19 protein-coding genes are annotated in these 16,682 nt (G+C 48.3%); all 19 read right to left on the bottom strand.

Translation table 11 applies throughout. The features are described 5' to 3' along the window. Positions 1–18: 18 nt before the first annotated feature. A complete protein-coding gene (locus tag KZ483_RS17940) occupies positions 19–891 on the bottom strand; it encodes a MinD/ParA family protein (RefSeq protein ID WP_220348872.1) in 873 nt (290 codons plus the stop codon). Then, on the bottom strand, positions 884–2,143 hold the full coding sequence (gene flhF, locus KZ483_RS17945) for a flagellar biosynthesis GTPase FlhF (protein ID WP_220348874.1): 1,260 nt from the start codon (positions 2,141–2,143) through the stop codon (positions 884–886). Before flhF ends, KZ483_RS17940 begins: the two co-directional genes overlap by 8 nt. Beyond that, on the bottom strand, positions 2,140–4,173 hold the full coding sequence (gene flhA, locus KZ483_RS17950; protein ID WP_220348876.1) for a flagellar biosynthesis protein FlhA: 2,034 nt from the start codon (positions 4,171–4,173) through the stop codon (positions 2,140–2,142). Before flhA ends, flhF begins: the two co-directional genes overlap by 4 nt. Before the next feature lie 29 nt (positions 4,174–4,202). After that, positions 4,203–5,294 (bottom strand): flagellar biosynthesis protein FlhB, encoded by a 1,092-nt coding sequence (flhB, locus tag KZ483_RS17955; protein WP_220348877.1) that lies wholly within the window; start codon positions 5,292–5,294, stop codon positions 4,203–4,205. A 17-nt stretch (positions 5,295–5,311) separates the two neighbouring features. Then, on the bottom strand, positions 5,312–6,100 hold the full coding sequence (gene fliR, locus KZ483_RS17960; RefSeq protein WP_220348879.1) for a flagellar biosynthetic protein FliR: 789 nt from the start codon (positions 6,098–6,100) through the stop codon (positions 5,312–5,314). 11 nt (positions 6,101–6,111) lie between these two features. Beyond that, positions 6,112–6,381, bottom strand: a complete 270-nt coding sequence (fliQ, locus tag KZ483_RS17965) for a flagellar biosynthesis protein FliQ (protein WP_220348880.1) — start codon at positions 6,379–6,381, stop codon at positions 6,112–6,114. A gap of 24 nt (positions 6,382–6,405) precedes the next feature. Further along, positions 6,406–7,158 carry a flagellar type III secretion system pore protein FliP gene (fliP, locus tag KZ483_RS17970; RefSeq protein ID WP_220348882.1) on the bottom strand — a complete coding sequence of 251 codons (753 nt, stop codon included), beginning with the start codon at positions 7,156–7,158 and terminating at the stop codon, positions 6,406–6,408. Further along, positions 7,155–7,766 carry a flagellar biosynthetic protein FliO gene (locus KZ483_RS17975; RefSeq protein WP_220348884.1) on the bottom strand — a complete coding sequence of 204 codons (612 nt, stop codon included), beginning with the start codon at positions 7,764–7,766 and terminating at the stop codon, positions 7,155–7,157. Before KZ483_RS17975 ends, fliP begins: the two co-directional genes overlap by 4 nt. 7 nt (positions 7,767–7,773) lie before the next feature. Beyond that, entirely contained in the window at positions 7,774–8,136 is a 363-nt protein-coding gene (locus KZ483_RS17980) for a response regulator (RefSeq protein ID WP_188992526.1), read from the bottom strand. A 395-nt stretch (positions 8,137–8,531) separates the two neighbouring features. After that, positions 8,532–9,743 carry a flagellar motor switch phosphatase FliY gene (gene fliY / locus KZ483_RS17985; RefSeq protein WP_220348885.1) on the bottom strand — a complete coding sequence of 404 codons (1,212 nt, stop codon included), beginning with the start codon at positions 9,741–9,743 and terminating at the stop codon, positions 8,532–8,534. Next, positions 9,733–10,734: a flagellar motor switch protein FliM gene (gene fliM / locus KZ483_RS17990; RefSeq protein WP_220348886.1), complete on the bottom strand. Its 1,002-nt coding sequence runs from the start codon at positions 10,732–10,734 to the stop codon at positions 9,733–9,735. The genes fliY and fliM overlap by 11 nt, the downstream gene beginning before the upstream one ends. A 38-nt stretch (positions 10,735–10,772) precedes the next feature. Beyond that, positions 10,773–11,255 carry a flagellar basal body-associated FliL family protein gene (locus KZ483_RS17995; protein WP_220348887.1) on the bottom strand — a complete coding sequence of 161 codons (483 nt, stop codon included), beginning with the start codon at positions 11,253–11,255 and terminating at the stop codon, positions 10,773–10,775. Beyond that, the gene (locus KZ483_RS18000; protein ID WP_220348888.1) at positions 11,252–11,479 is read right to left on the bottom strand and encodes a flagellar FlbD family protein; all 228 of its coding nucleotides are present in this window, start codon (positions 11,477–11,479) and stop codon (positions 11,252–11,254) included. The genes KZ483_RS17995 and KZ483_RS18000 overlap by 4 nt, the downstream gene beginning before the upstream one ends. A gap of 57 nt (positions 11,480–11,536) precedes the next feature. After that, complete coding sequence (gene flgG, locus KZ483_RS18005; RefSeq protein WP_220348889.1) at positions 11,537–12,355, bottom strand: flagellar basal body rod protein FlgG; 819 nt, start codon at positions 12,353–12,355, stop codon at positions 11,537–11,539. 489 nt (positions 12,356–12,844) lie between these two features. Continuing rightward, positions 12,845–13,222 (bottom strand): TIGR02530 family flagellar biosynthesis protein, encoded by a 378-nt coding sequence (locus KZ483_RS18010; RefSeq protein WP_220348890.1) that lies wholly within the window; start codon positions 13,220–13,222, stop codon positions 12,845–12,847. Further along, entirely contained in the window at positions 13,215–13,670 is a 456-nt protein-coding gene (locus KZ483_RS18015) for a flagellar hook capping FlgD N-terminal domain-containing protein (RefSeq protein ID WP_220348891.1), read from the bottom strand. Before KZ483_RS18015 ends, KZ483_RS18010 begins: the two co-directional genes overlap by 8 nt. 50 nt (positions 13,671–13,720) lie before the next feature. Further along, positions 13,721–15,196, bottom strand: a complete 1,476-nt coding sequence (locus tag KZ483_RS18020) for a flagellar hook-length control protein FliK (RefSeq protein ID WP_220348892.1) — start codon at positions 15,194–15,196, stop codon at positions 13,721–13,723. Positions 15,197–15,231: 35 nt separating this feature from the next. Further along, positions 15,232–16,140: a MotE family protein gene (locus KZ483_RS18025; protein WP_220348893.1), complete on the bottom strand. Its 909-nt coding sequence runs from the start codon at positions 16,138–16,140 to the stop codon at positions 15,232–15,234. A gap of 50 nt (positions 16,141–16,190) precedes the next feature. Then, positions 16,191–16,637, bottom strand: a complete 447-nt coding sequence (fliJ, locus tag KZ483_RS18030; RefSeq protein ID WP_220348894.1) for a flagellar export protein FliJ — start codon at positions 16,635–16,637, stop codon at positions 16,191–16,193. Positions 16,638–16,682 lie beyond the last annotated feature (45 nt).

Genomic DNA, 16,682 nt, shown 5'->3' on the forward strand with positions numbered 1-16,682 from the left:
CTCCTAGTATTCAAAGGATCACTTCCTCAGCCCAAACATCTTATGCAAAAATCCTTTAACTCCGTTGCCCGCAGATACCGGGGCGGCAGAGATATCCGCAAACACTCTGGCAATTTCCATGATCGATTTAGTCGCTTCGCTTCCCGGGTAGGCTACCGTAAACGGAACCTGCTTCTTTACCGCTTTTGTCACATTCGGATCGTCCGGTACTATTCCGAGAACCGGCAATGAAATATCAAGGAACCTCTGAGCGACCAAACCTATTTTCTCAGCAGCAGCTTTGCCTTCCCGCTCGTCCGCCGCCCGATTGACGACGAGTTTGAAATGGATGTTATGTTCCATTGCCTGCACCATTTTGATCAGGGCGTATGCGTCGGTAATGGAAGTTGGCTCCGGCGTCGTGACTACGAACGTCTCTTGAGCGGCAACGATAAATTTAACGGTTTCCTTGGACAAGCCCGCTCCGGTATCGAATAAAATCAAGTCATACTCTCCATGCAGCTTTCCGATTTGTTCTTCAAAATAATCGAGCTGTGCCGGAGCCAGGTCAAGAAGATCTTTAAACCCGGACCCGCCTGCAATAAAATGAACTCCCCCAGGTCCCTCCTGAATAATTTCCCGGATGGTCTTCTGCTGCTTCAACAGGTGGTACAAATTATAGGGAGCCGAAACTCCCATCAGCACATCGATGTTTGCCATGCCGATATCAGCGTCAAAGATTAACACCTTTAGTCCCATTTTTTGAAGCATAAGCGAAAAGTTTAAACTGAAATTCGATTTACCGACGCCGCCTTTACCGCTTGTGACGGTCACAACCCGCGTAGCTTTACCCGCGCTTTGCAGCTCCCGCCTGCGCACCATATGTCGAAGCGCTTCCGCCTGATCACTCATCCCCGGCCGCCCCCAGTACTTTTTCGACATAACTGTCTGTTTGGAACGGCATTATATCGTCGGGTACCGTTTGGCCGTAAGCGATATAGGCGGGCTTTAAACCATAATCCATCACAAGATTCAGAATCGAACCGTATGCATTGGTTTCGTCCTGTTTTGTGAACAGTACGCTTTGAATGCCGTATTTCACAAAATGTTCGGCAACCGCCGACATATCTCTATACCTGCCTGTCAAGCTAAGCACCAGATATGTTTCGGAGCGGTCGTGTGATTGTAACAGACTGTTGACTTCGGAAACTGACAGTTCATGACGGAAGTTGCGGCCGGCAGTATCCATAAAGATCAATTCACGGTCTTCAAGCTGCTTGTATGCCCGCGTTACTTCGGACGGTGAGAAAACGACTTCAAGCGGAACATCCAATATGTTCGCATATGTGCGAAGCTGATCAACCGCGGCGATTCGATACGTATCGGATGTTATAAATCCGACCTTTCTCCCCGCCTTCAACGTTTGCTCCGCTGCCAGCTTCGCGATGGAAGTCGTTTTACCGACGCCTGTCGGACCGACAAAATGAACTACACGCGTCTGTTCGCCGATTCTTTCGCCTTCAAAATCCTTCAGCCATTCGTTAAGTACGCTGCGGGCAGACTGCCACACAAACCGTTTGTCAGGCTGTGAACCTTGAAGAAATTGAATCCGTTCCTCAACCTCGGCCATTAATTTATCGACCCACTTGAGTTCAATCTCTTGATCGATGAGACGTTCGTATAATTCCTGAACCGGCTCGGGCCAAGTTTTTAATTGCTGCTGCTTGGACATCTTTTGGATCCACTGCTTCATGTCACGTATTTCATTTATCAGCTCGTTTTCCATACCGCTTCGGTTGGAAATAACCGGCTGGACTGCATGCGCCTTTAAAGGAACGGCATCTTCCAGCAACCGTCCACTTTCGGGAGCGGCTGCTTCTGCGGAAACTGAGGCAGCAGAGGAAACCATCGCTGCAAAATGGCTTAATGCAGCGGGCGAAACAGCCGGTTTAGGGGCTGAAGTCGGCTTGCGGACGGCAGGCACCGCATTCGCATTCGATTCAATCGCCGCAATAACCTCCATCTTCTTTTTGCCGAACATTCCGAGAAACCCGCCTACACGAATTTCCTTTGTATTCAATATAACGGCGTCAATTCCGAGCTCACTGCGGATTATGGGCAGAGCTTCCGGCAGCGCATTTACAATATATCGCTTTACTTTCATAGGTTTACCACCCCAATGCTTTGGACTTCTACACTAGGCTCAAGCTCGCTATAGGAAAGAACCGGTACATCCTGCATCGTCCTTTCCACAATCTGACGCAAATACATTCGGATGGTCGGAGAAGCCAGTACAATCGGTTGATAACCGGACTGTATCTGTTTGTTGACCTGCTCATTCAGCTTTTGATAAATCGTCTGGGTAGAAATCGGGTCCAGCGCCAGATAACTCCCCTGCTCCGAGCTTTGAACCGATTCGGCTATTTTCTTCTCAAGCGACGGCCCCACTGTGATGACTTTAAGCGTATCCCCTCTTTGTGAGAACTGCTGCGTAATTTGCCGCGATAACGACTGTCTGACGTATTCCGTCAATATGTCGGGGTCTTTCGTATATGCGCCATGATCGGCTAACGCTTCGAAAATAGTGACCATGTCTCTTATCGAGATTTTTTCGCGAAGCAGCTTGGCCAGAACTTTCTGTATGTCGCCGATCGTCAATATGGATGGAATAAGCTCCTCGACGAGTGTAGGATAGGATTCTCTTACATTCTCGGCAAGCGACTTCGTTTCTTGACGGCCAATCAGCTCGTGAGCATGACGTTTGATAATCTCAGTCAAATGTGTCGCCACCACCGAAGGCGGGTCAACCACCGTATATCCGGTAAGCTCCGCCCTCTCTTTGTTTCCTTCGTCTATCCAGATGGCCGGCAGGCCGAAGGCAGGTTCAACCGTTTCAATTCCGACAATCGCATCATCATCAAACCCCGGACTCATCGCCAGGTAATGATTTAGCAGAAGCTCGCCGCGGGCTACTGCATTTCCTTTGATTTTGATCACATATTCATTTGGCTTCAGTTGTATATTATCCCTTATTCGAATGACAGGAACGATCAGCCCCAGTTCTAGAGCGCATTGTCTGCGAATCATAATTATCCGGTCCAGCAAATCGCCGCCCTGCTGCGTATCCGCAAGCGGAATGAGCCCGTAGCCGAATTCAAACTCGATCGGGTCCACCTGAAGCAGGCTGATCACGCTCTCGGGGCTTCGAACCTCTTCAATTTGCTGTTCTTCTACAAGCATATCTTCCTCGATTTGGCGTTTAGCCAACGTCCGCTGCATCCGGTAAGCCGCAAATACAATGACAGCTGCAAAGGGGAGCGTTGCTACAGGGCCAATCGGCGTTCGTAGTCCAAGCAGCGCAACGGTACCGGCGACAATATAGAGCAGCTGCGGATAACGGAACAATTGCGAAGTGACATCGTGAGCCAAGTTGCCTTCGGATGCCGCACGGGTTACGATGAGACCTGTTGCGGTTGAGATGAGAAGCGCAGGAATTTGACTTACAAGTCCGTCTCCGATTGTCAAGATCGAGAAGGTAGTCAGCGATTCCTTAAAAGACATATCATGAACGGCCATACCGATAACAAAACCGCCAAGCAAATTGATAATCAGAATAATAATCGAGGCGATCGCGTCGCCCTTGACAAACTTGCTTGCACCGTCCATCGAGCCGTAAAAATCCGCTTCCCGTTCGATTTTTTGCCTGCGTTCCCTGGCCTGCTGCTCATTTATCAGACCCGCATTCAAATCGGCATCAATACTCATTTGTTTGCCTGGCATGGCATCCAGGGTGAAGCGCGCCGCTACCTCCGCAACGCGTTCCGATCCTTTGGTGATAACGATAAACTGCACAACGACCAGAATCAGAAACACCACGAATCCGATAGCGATTTGACCGCCAGCCACCCAGTTCCCGAAGGTCTTGACCACTTCGCCCGCTTCGCCTTTGGATAAAATATTCCTTGTTGTTGAAACATTAAGCGCAAGTCTAAAGAGCGTAGTTATGAGCAGTAACGATGGAAAAATCGAAAACTGCAGCGCGTCATGCGTATTCATTGATATGAGTAATATCATGAGTGCGGCTGAGATGTTTATGATAAGCAGCACGTCCATTAACCCGAGAGGGATCGGGATGACCATCATTAGAACGATGCCGATGATACCGATCAGAATGGTCAGGTCCTTTACCTTCATGACGTTTCCTCCTCCACTACCCTGGTTAATTATCTCACTTTACCTTTTAGCTTATATACGTAAGCCAGAACTTCAGCCACTGCTTGAAACAAGTCGGCTGGAATCGTTTCACCGATTTCCGCCCTTTCATATAAAGCTCTGGCGAGCGGCTTATTTTCCATCGTAATAATGCGATGTTCTTTCGCTACTTCCTTAATTCGGAGAGCAACGTAGTCCATACCCTTGGCGATAACCTTAGGGGCTTCCATTTTCGTTCCATCATACTGCAGAGCTATCGCGAAATGAGTCGGGTTCGTGATGACGACATCCGCTTTGGGAACATCCTGCATCATCCGCTGCAGTGCCATACGACGCTGGCGTTCTCGGATTTTCCCTTTGATAAACGGATCGCCCTCTGATTTCTTATACTCATCCTTAATGTCCTGTTTGGACATTTTCAAGCTTTTCTCGTGTTCATAGCGCTGATAGAAATAATCCAATGCGGCAAGAACCACAAGAATCGCACCGATTTCAAGGCCGAGACGGATAGTTATACTTGCGACATAACTGAACATACTTTCAACAGGCACGCGCGCAAGCGATAGAATGTGTCCACGTTCGTTCCAAAGCGTGAAGAAGACGATCAGTCCGATAAGGACCAGTTTTAGAATATTTTTGACAAACTCGGCAACCGAGCGCATAGAAAATATGGTTTTAAATCCATTGATCGGGCTAAGCTTGCTGAATTTCAGCTTCAGCGGTTCCCCAGTCAGTAATATTCCAACTTGTAAATAATTGCCAATTAGTGCGACGACAACAGCAACCGCCAACATCGGTAAGAGCAGCAGTATCCCCTGCAGCATCAGATCGGAAAACAAACTGACAACGTTACCCATCGACACTTCCATGCCTAGTTTCTGTTCGAGTATCAGGCCGAACATGCGTAGGAGGCGTTCCTTATAATAACCGCCAAGCATAATAAAGCTTAGGAATACGAATAGCAGGATAAAAGCAGCGGGAAGCTCCGGGCTTTTGGCCACCTGGCCTTTTTGACGAGCCTCTTGCCGTTTCTTTGGCGTTGCACGCTCCGTCTTTTCTTGTGAGAACAGCTGTAAGTCAAGCGTCCAACGATACGGTCTCACGATCGCTGCCCTCCTGCCTAAGATACGGGACCATGAATGATGACAAACAGCTTATTCATGGCGGTAAACATCTGCGAAAACAAATGATTGAAGATGATGACGAGCCCTGGGAGCATGATAGCCAGCATCAGCAATCCTATTATGATTTTGAGCGGAATACCGATGACAAACACATTATATTGAGGTGCCGTTCTGGCAAGAAATCCAAGTCCCACATCAGTTAAAAACATGGCAACGACTATAGGCGCCGACATTTGCAGCGCAAGCATAAAGGTGTCGGCAAACGTCCGCACAAGGAAATCGGCAATGCTTCCTTCATACAAACGGCTGAAAAGTGAATTAGAAAGCGGGATCCACTCATAGCTCTGCAGTATAGCGGACAACAAGTAATGATGACCGTTTATGGACAAGAAAATGAGAGTCGCTATCATAAATTTCAAATTTGCGAGAAGCGGAGCGGAAGCGCCCGTCATCGGGTCGATTACGTCGGCGATGCCGAATCCTATCTGCAGGTCCATAAAAGCGCCGGCAGTTTGAATAGCTGCAAAAAATAAATATGAGGTAAATCCAAGCAGAACTCCCGCCAATATTTCCCTTACGATGATCAAGATAAATCCGGCGTCCGGTACAATAGTTTGCTTTAACCCATAGGTCAAAAATACGAGCAGCGATACTATAAAACAAAACCCTATCTTAAATGAGGCCGGTACATTTCGGGAAGAAAATACAGGCGCAACGACGAAAAAAGAGGTTATTCGACAAAAAATAAGCAAAAAAATAGGGAATCCTTTCAAAAAAACATCCATCGATCCACAGCCTATCCGATGTATTTATACAGGTTGTTCAGCAGGTTGTAAGTGAAATCGACCAGCGTGTTTAATATCCATGGACCAAACAGCAAAATCGAAAGCAGGACCGCTACAATTTTCGGAATGAATCCGAGCGTCTGTTCCTGGATTTGGGTTGTTGCCTGGAAGATACTTACGATCAGTCCAACGACAAGCCCAAGAACCAGCATCGGTGCGCTGGCTTTCAACACCGTGTACACCGCTTGCCCAGCTAAAGCAATTACGAAGTCTGAACTCACGGCTGCACTCCTCTCTGACAGACGTTACGTATGGAAACTCAGCAGCAGAGACTTCACGATCAGATACCATCCGTCAACAAGCACGAAAAGCAAGATTTTAAAAGGCAACGAGATCATTACCGGGGGCAGCATCATCATCCCCATAGCCATAAGTGTGCTGGCCACTACCATATCGATAACAAGGAATGGTATGAAAATCATGAACCCCATTTGAAAAGCGGTTCGGAGTTCACTTAGGGTGTATGCCGGCACCATTACCGTAATAGGAATATCCTCGTACGTTTTTGGCTTCGCTGTTTTTGTGTAATTCATAAATAGAAGCAGGTCTTTCTCCCGTGTTTGGTTAAACATAAACTTCTTCATTGGCACTACCGCTTTGCTAAGCGCTTCCGTCTGAGTTAAGTCTCCCTTTAAATAAGGCTGGAGCGCCACTTCGTTCACTTGTCCGAAAGTTGGCGCCATAATAAAGAAGGAAAGAAACATAGCCAGACCGATCAATACTTGGTTGGGCGGCATTTGCTGCGTGCCAAGAGAAGTTCGTACAAACCCGAGAACAATGACAATCCGGGTAAAACTGGTCATTAACACAAGAATAGCCGGTGCAACGCTCAAAACTGTAATAATAAGCAGCAGTGAAAGTGCGCTGGTGCCCGGCTTTTCACTTCCATCGCCGATATTCACGCTGACATTCGGCAATGGGGCTGCGAACGTGTGGCTGTGAACCAACAGTGCGATCGCTTGTAATGCGATCAAAGATATTATGATTTTCTTGTTCATTCGTCCAACAACCGATCGTTGTGATTTTGCTCCTTGAGCAGATCTTCTACCTTTTGTTTCTGAACCGATTGACGCTTCATCTTATCCTGCAGCATCTCTTGAAAAGAAGCTGCCGCTTGCCACGGCTCCGAAGTAGGCTCAATATTTTGCTTTCTGTTTCGCAATCGGCTTAGCAAATCTGCAATTGATGAGCTGTTCCAGTGGCGGCTGTTTTGCTGATCGATCGCCTCCAATACGGCTGAAGCCGCATAAGCATCCTCGATTTTATCCAAAAGCGTAATGCTGTCTCCGACCCCTACCACATATACTCGTCCCGATAGTTCAACAACCTGCAGCGATTTATTAGGACCAAGGGGAATACCGCCTAGCGATCGGAGCGCACGATTGTTACCCCATCCCCGATTTCGTGCGGAGAGCCACTTGATAAGAAGGACAATAAGGCCGATGACCAGCATGAGGGCAACAATGACCCAAATAAAGTAACCGACTCCTGGGCCGCCGATATCAGGCGCCCCGTCCTGCCCCGGCGCCGCCGCCGCCAGGTTAACTGTCATAAGCCACCCGCCGAGAGATAAGCCCGCAAGCCGTAATCCGTTTTTGCTTTTCATTCTTCGATTAACCAAGCGTTTTCTTGATCGCCTCGATTACCCGGTCGGCCTGGAACGGTTTTACGATAAAGTCTTTTGCGCCTGCTTGAATTGCATCGATAACCATAGCTTGCTGACCCATCGCAGAACACATAATAACTTTGGCGTTTCCATCGATTTTTTTGATTTCTTTCAAGGCGACGATCCCGTCCATTTCCGGCATTGTAATATCCATCGTTATCAAGTCAGGTTTAAGCTCCTTGTATTTTTCGATTGCCTGAGATCCGTCCTGTGCTTCTCCGACAACCTCGTACCCGTTTTTCGTTAAAATGTCACGAATCATCATTCTCATGAACGCTGCATCGTCTACGATCAAAATGCGGTTTGCCATTGTTATTTCCCCCTAAAAGTTTTGTGCGGTTACTTCTTGGATACGCTGCTTTAGCAAGCACAAAACTTGCTTCGGAAGCATACTCCCAGTTTTGTGCGGTTACTTCTTGGATACGTTGCTTTAGCAAGCACAAAACTTGCTTCGGAAGCATACTCCCAGTTTTGTGCGGTTACTTCTTGGATACGTTGCTTTAGCAAGCACAAAACTTGCTTCGGAAGCATACTCCCAGTTTTGTGCGGTTACTTCTTGGATACGCTGCTTTAGCAAGCAAAAAACTCGCTTCGGAAGCATGCTCCTAGTTTTGTGCGATAATTCTTAAATAGGTTGCTTTGAAAGCACAAAACACGCCTCGTAAGCATATGCCAAGTTTTGTGCGGTACTTTTTATTTTCCGAATTATTGCAATTTTTGCATGCGGTCCCATTGGCTGACTATGTCGGTAACCCGCACACCGAAGTTTTCATCGATAACGACGACTTCACCTTTAGCAATCAGTTTATTATTGACAAGTATATCCACCGGTTCGCCCGCAAGCTTATCGAGCTCAATAATTGAACCTTGCGACAGTTCAAGAATATCCTTGATTTGCTTCTGTGTTCTTCCCAATTCCACCGTGACCTTCAGCGGAATGTCGAGCAGCAAATTCAGATTCGAATCTTCCGGTTGTATATAAGGCGCGCCTTGAAAATTTGCAAATTGTACCGGCTGCACATTTACATTCCGGTTAGGCAGCCCGCCATAGGTCTGCGGTCCGGCAGCGTATTGAGGCACGGACTGCTCCATATGCGCTGCCGCCGCAGCAGGCGGTGACATTGGAATGGGCGGTGCCGCAGGTGCCGGTTCCGGAGCCGCATACGTCTGCGCCGGTGGTGCGCTGACAGGCGCTGCAGGGGCCGGGACAGGTTCTGAGTCGAAAGCTCCCCCCATAAGTGTTGACACCATTTCTTTTGCAAAAGAAATAGGAAGCAGCTGCATAATGGTAGAATCGATCAGATCTCCGATTGCCAGTCGGAACGAAACCTTTATGAATGTATCGTCAGGCGGCAAGTTATCTACGCCTTCGCCATTAGAAACGTTTAATATATCAATGCCGGGCGGCGATATGTTTACAAACCGGTTGAATATCGTGGACATTGAGGTAGCAGATGAGCCCATCATTTGGTTCATTGCTTCTTGTACGGCGCTAATGTGAATCTCATTGAGTTCTTCGTTCGCCGGTTTCCCTTCTCCTCCAAGCATCAAATCCGCTATCGTTTGTGCGTCCGCGGTCTTAATGACGAGTGAATTGATCCCTTGAAACCCGTCTACATAGCGGACGGAAACTGCAACGTGCGGCTTTGGAAATTCATCATCAAGTTCGCTTCGTTTGATTATAGATACCGTAGGTGTTGTAATATCTACTTTTCTACCGAGCAATGTCGATAATGCGGTTGCAGCGCTGCCAAATGTGATATTACCGATTTCCCCTAAAGCATCCTGTTCGATGGAGCTTAAGTAATCGCTTAGCTGCTGCTCCAGTCCCGCCGCCTCGGGCATATCCGGCTCATCGGAAGATTGACGCAGCAGGGCATCGATTTCTTCTTGAGATAAGTAATCTTTACTCGTCATATTCCTCTTCCACTCCTTCGGTGAGAACCTCGTCGATCTGAATGGCCAATCGGTCTTTGACCGAGCCCGGGCTTCCTTTAAATTTGAGCTTTTCTCCGACCTTAATGTCCAATCCTTCACTGATCGGCTTATTCAAAGCGATGACATCTCCGACGCCCAGTCCCAGAAATTCGCGAATTGATATGCTGGACTGTCCAAGCTCTGCCACAATCGGAAGCTTTGCTTTACTGACCCGCTGTTTCAATACTTCTATCTCTTCTGGCGCACGTGTTTTCTTCTGGGAAACAAACCAATGATGTACGGATAACCGCGGCATGATCGGCTCGATTACTACGTGAGGAATACACAAGTTGATCATTCCAGTTGTATCACCGATCTTCGTACTAAGCGATATAAGTGCAATAGTCTCGTTTGGAGAGACGATTTGCATAAATTGCGGGTTCGTCTCCAGCGCTTCCATCCTCGGCGATATATCGATAACCGTCTTCCACGCTTCCTGCAGGCTTTCAAAAGCGCGACTGAAAATTCGCTCCATGATGATGGTTTCTATTTCAGTCAATGCATTGATCTTGGATGGCGCCATTCCCTGGCCCCCGAGCATCCGGTCAAGCATCGCATATGCGACGTTCGGGTGCACTTCGAGAACCATCCGACCTTCCAGCGGCTCCGCTTCAAAGATGTTCAGTATCGTCATCTTCGGAATCGATCGAATAAATTCATCGTATGGCAGCTGCTCTACTTGGACGACACTAATTTGAACAAAGGTGCGAAGCTGCGCCGAGAAATAGGTTGTCAAATATCGCGCGAAGTTTTCGTGTACCCGGGTCAAGCTCCGGAGGTGATCCTTCGAGAAACGGAGCGCACGCTTGAATTCGTAGGACCGAATTTTCTTCTGCGTATCTTCCTTTTTCAATTCCTCTGCGTCCATCTCTCCGGATGATAAAGCAGCAAGCAACGCGTCAATTTCATTCTGCGACAAAACATCAACCAATTATCTCACCCCCTTCGAAGGAATGCGGCATCTCATCATTAGAGCTTCGTTACTATAAAATCCGTCACTTGGACGTTAACGAGCTTACCGTCGGGAAGCTGCGGATTAATCAAGTTAAGCAATTTCGCACACAGCTCGTCTTTTCCGCGAGATCCATTGATTTCCTCCGGTGTAATATCCGCCAGTGTACGAATAATAATCGGTTTGATCTCGATATCTTTAATTTTGTCGAAATCTTCTTTCGTTGATTTCTCATCGAGCTGGAATGCAAATCCCATTACTGCAATATAATCGTCACCGGCCAGATTCGTTTTGATATCCGTGATCTCACTCGTGACTGCAACCCGCTCATCTGCATCAAGGTGCACGACTTTCACTTTATCCGCACTGCTGGCAGCTTTCCCCGTTGCATCTTTTGTTGCGTCGCCGCTCATCATAGAGTTGTATAAAATAACGGCCACTATAGCGATTAGCGTAATCGCAAGCAATATCGTAATCAACCAGGGCAGCATCTTTTTCATGTCGAGGGTCCCTCCGTTTGTCCGCTCTTTAGGGTCGCCGCATAAACGCCGATCGAGCGAAGATACAACTGAATGGAGGAAATCAAATCTGCCGCTTTCTCCAAGACCAGTATTTTTTTACCCGTTGTAAGTGTAATTAACGTATCAGGCGTTTCTTCGACCGTTTCGATAAGCAGCGCGTTGACATAATATTGAGTACCGTTCAAACGCGTTACAGCAATCATGGGCTCCCTCCTTAATCTGTCAGGGAGGCGAAAATGCCTCCCCTGCCGGCGGCTATCCTATCGTTTTAAATTAACAACCTCTTGCAAAATTTCGTCGGATGTCGTGATAATTCTTGAATTAGCCTGGAAACCGCGCTGTGCGACAATCATTTCCGTGAACTCCGAAGTCAAATCCACATTTGACATTTCAAGCTGACCTGCGACGATTGCGCCTGTTCCGGCTGTCAGATCGCCGGCGGTAGTCAATGTTTCATCACCGTTAGCATTCGCATTCTGAGTCATTTTGTATAAGTTTCCACCGAGCTTCTCAAGACCGCCGGGGTTAACTACTTTCATAATGCCCAATTGAGCGACTACAGAGCTGGTTCCGTCATCAGCAACGCCGATTATCGATCCGTCTTGTGCAATCGAGAACGACTTCACGGCTGCAGGATCAAGTTTTATCGGTGCACCGCCTGAATCAAGGACGAACATCCCGTCACCATTCACAAGTTGACCGAGAGCATCGAGAGTGAAGTTACCGGCGCGAGTAAGATATTTGGTAGTGCCGTCGTCGGGCGATACCGCGAAAAATCCGTCACCGTCAATCCGAAGATCGGTCGGCACGTTCGTAGTCATGGCGCTTCCGGGAGTATGAACGGTGTCGATGGAGGCGAGAGCAACGCCAAGACCGATTTGCTTCGCGTTTACTCCGCCGGTAGTTCCGTCTTCGGGGCGTGTTACTCCCGCAACGGACTGGCTCAGGATGTCCTTGAACATAACGCGGCCAGCCTTGAAGCCGACAGTATTAACGTTCGCGATATTGTTGCCGATTACATCAAGCTTAGTTTGAAATCCCCGCATACCTGACACACCGGAATACATTGACCTTAACATACGTTATTCAACCTCCTAAGAGTTTTTAGTGATACTTCCCGAATGATCCTGCTTGGAGCTAAAAACTCACTTCGGAAGCATACGCTAAGAGTTTTTAGCGATACTTCCCGAATGATCCTGCTTGGAGCTAAAAACTCACTTCGGAAGCATACGCTTCGAGTTTTTAGTGATACTTCCCGAATGATCCTGCTTGGAGCTAAAAACTCACTTCGGAAGCATACGCTTCGAGTTTTTAGCGATACTTCCCGAATGATCCTGCTTGGAGCTAAAAACTCACTTCGGAAGCATACGCTTCGAGTTTTTAGTGATACTTCCCGAATGATCCTGCTTGGAGCTAAAAACTCACTTCGGAAGCATACGCTTCGAGTTTTTAGTGATACTTCCCGAACGATCCTTCTTTGGATGCTCCGAGTTTGACCGTTTAATGCCTTTAAGCCGCTTCCGTCGTTCCGCAGCTTACACCGGCTTCCTGCTTAGAGGTCCAGCCTGTTATGAAACAATTACCGCACTGTCAATCTGAGTAAATACATTGCCCTGAACCGTATTGCCATCCATCGCGGTAACCACGGTTCGACTGGGTATATTGACGATCATGGCAATCTCCCGGTATACGACTAACGAGTCTTTCGCTCCTTTGGCCGCTGCCTGATCGATTGCATGGCCTATTTTCGCCAAGGCCTCCGGTTTTAATGAGATTCCACGCTGCGCAAGCCTTAGTTCTGCATGATGACTGAAATTGAGAATACTGCGTCCGAGAGTTTCCTTAAAAGAAACCGTTGCCGTTGAACCCTCCTGCCGTGACTGCTTGCGTACCTGAGGATTCACTCCGTTCAAACGAAGATCTCCGATCGTGAATTGATCATTCACTCGTTTGTTCACCACCTTCGGCGATGGAAATGATATCGTCGAGTTTGATATCCAGATCACCGACTCTGGCGTACTGCGTACCGTCTTTAATCAGTATCGAATCAACTTTGCCGCTCTTTGAAATGAGCTCGCCGGTTTGGCCGGTTTGATACCACTCCACATCCTTGCCGATCATGCTGGAGGCCATTCCAAGATTTTGGCGAATCTTGGTCAGTTCACCCGTCATATTCATTAACTGTTCAACCGAAGAGAACTGCGCCATTTGTGCAATAAAATCTTTATCTTGCAGCGGCTGCATCGGGTCCTGATTTTGAAGCTGAGTAACCAGAATTCGCAGAAAATCATCTTTTCCAAGCGTTTCGTCTTTCGTCTTAGCCGATGCGGTCTGAACATTGCTCTTAGCATAATAAGGCCATACATTTCCGGTGGAGATTGCATCGTTTGACATGTTTGCTTCACCTCCGTTCAAAAAAGAACGTAATAGTTCGAAGGACGAAATCACACTAAAGTGTGAATCCCTCTGCCGAGTCCCATGCGCCGATCGACCGCCTGCTCGGCCGCTTTTCCCTCCAGGTCGACATCAAAGGCCGTCACTTCCCCCAAGGTATCGCTTTCCGATTTATTTCGCTTGTCGGCCTGCTGTTCTCTTCCGCCGTGACCTTGGCGGTCCTGGAACATGCTTGTCTGAACCGTGGTTTGCGAAACCTCAAGCTTATCAACCTGCAGCCCTTGAGACTGAAGCGATGAGCGAAGCTGTGCCATCTGATTTTCGAGTATATCTTTAGCTGCTGTCGTATCTGTCAAGAAAAGGGCTGTCAGTTGACCGTTATGTACCGTAATCCGTACGTCAACTTGTCCAAGGTGCTCCGGGAACAGCGATATACGCGCTTCGGATACGCCATTAACCGATGATACGTTAAACTGCTTCGCAACTAGGCTCTGCATCGTTTCGGCAAACTGTTGCACCGGAATGGGAGCCGCAATCTTGACCGGGTGGATTTGCCGCTGCTGTTCTTGGCTTCCGGCAATTGGGACAGCCGTACTGCTGCTAGCCGCCAATTCTTCTGCCGGTTTATCAGCAGATACCGTTTCTTGCTTCGAAGGAAGAACCTTTAACAATCCGACATGCAGCAGCTGATTAGCCATCCGGTGAAGATGTGAATTGGAAGCCTGCGTCGTCTGTATATTCGGCATAGCATCTGCCGATTCAACGTTAGGAACAGCAGCATGCTGAATTTTAACGCGTTGCGGCATCACACCATCAAGCATCTGCTTGACTTGCGTAAGCTGCTTGCCAATCAAATCAAGCTGATCGAGAGTAACTTTGCCGCCTCTCCCTTGCTGCAGAAAAGACCGAAGATCCATTAACGCGTCCTGAAGCCCGAACTTCAATGCTGTCATCACTTCTTTATTATGGCCCGACTGTTCTTCCGGCGAAGACAATGATTTCGGTATCAATGCAGCTGATTGCTGGGCGAGCCCGGTCTGGACAGCTTCGGATAATTTAATCGCCGTATTCGAATCAATAGAAGCTTGTCCGGCATTTTCATCTGCTGGATTAACGTTAGCTGGATCGGCTGCAGGCTGCTGCAGCACAGGCATGCCTAGTAAAGCTAGAAGCTCGTCCAGCTGCTTCAAGGTATCCGCCATATCGTTTTCACTAACGGCGCTGTCACCCTTCGGGTCATCTTGCGAATCCAGCTTTTTCAATAGCTCTTCAATAGCTTTCAGCAGATCGGCTGCGGTAAAATTGCTGCCCAGCAGTCCAGTAAGCGCGTTAGCGTTTATCGGAATCGCCGCCGCTTCTCCGGTGACCGGAGCTTGTGACTGGCCTGTTGTGGTTAGAACGCCGGAGATCGTCTGTTCAAGCGTTTGATCGAAGCCATTGCTTTCGGGAGCCGTGCCTTTTGTACCGTTGCCGCCGGGCTGTGCTTGACTTACGGCCGGCGCCGCTTGAGAAATAGACATTTGCATACATTTCACCTCCTTTCCGTGAGGCGGGAATGCCACTATTTGCCGGTCATCAGCTTCGAGACAAGCTGTGCAGTAACGTCTTTATTCTGGCTAGACATTTCAGCTACAATTCTTGACCTTGAAGCATCGTCCACCGCATCCAATATCCGCAATACCTTGCTTGGAGTTAGGTCCGCCATTTTTAGCAGCAGCGCACCGGCGGTCTTTGGGTCCATAGTTGAGAAGGTTGCCTTAAGCTGAGTTGTGTCGAGCACGGTTTGCGGCTGTGACGCAGCTGTTTCCTGCTGCTTGATTTCCGCTTGCAATGCTGCGATTTGCCGGTCTTTGGCTGTCTTTACGTCCTTAAGCATCACAGTGGCTTGCGCTGCCACCTTAGGCGTCATTTTTTCCAAAATGTTAACACGGTCATCAGGCCGCATCGCATCGAGGACGAGGACTGCATCTTCAATCTGCATGCTTTCAAGAATAGGCGCCGCCTTGCTTGGAGTAATCTTCGCATACATACCAGCCAGCTCGCTGATTTTGCTTTGATACTGCTCGTCGTCGAGACGTTTAACTTCGTTTACCTGTTTCAGCTGGGCTATTTGTCCTTGCAAGTCGGTGATTTGTTGCGATTGCTTTGCTGTCTCTTCGGCCGCTTTTGCCAACTCCGCTTCTTTCGCTGCAAGCTTCGAAGTCAGCTCGGCAATTTTCGCCGCACTGTTCGCGGTTTTTAATTTCCCTTCGTCAACAACGCCCTGTTGACCGCCAGAAGCAGGCTCAGGAAGCACTTGCTTGAGAAACGGGATCGAATGGCCGATCTCAAGCGCTTTATTGCGTAAATCAACATTAAACAAAGTGACAAGTACACCGAGCAGCACAAGTGTAAACAGCACCGGCGTAACGAAAAACATAAACCGTTCGAAGCCGCTGTAACCTTGCTTTTCCATTTCCAAGTCCGCCAAATCTATCCCTCCCTCGAGCACTGACGCCCGATTCGTCAAGCCCGTTCCAGTTATGTGACTGAAGTCATGTAACGGACAGTTGCCAATTCATCCATTTCGTTTTGTTCCTTCAACTGCAGCATAGTGCGAAATCGGTTAAGCGCTCGTTCTTTCGATTTTTGCCAAACCTTCTCATCCATCATCTTATCGGAGAGAAACGTACGGCTGTCGTCCACCTGCTGCCGGGCCTTACTAACATCAATCCGTTTGCTGGTGATGGAGGAATCGATGAAATCCACATAGTGCTGCATAATCATCAAATCCGAGAGCGGAACGGCAGTCAATGAAGCTTCCTGCAAGCGGCTTGACCACGATTCTCGCTCTTGCAATAGATTGTCAAGCGTCGTTTCTTCAGATTGCAGCTTGCCGAATGCGGCCGATAACAGCCATTCCGCTTGCGTCTTCTCACTTGACTTAAGATCGACGATCTTCTGATACGCATACTCAAACTTTGCCACCGTCGAAACCGTCCCTTCTTGTCACGAACCATGCTCGAATTCTTG

This window comes from Paenibacillus sp. sptzw28 (assembly GCF_019550795.1).
Classification (GTDB): Bacteria; Bacillota; Bacilli; order Paenibacillales; family Paenibacillaceae; genus Paenibacillus_Z.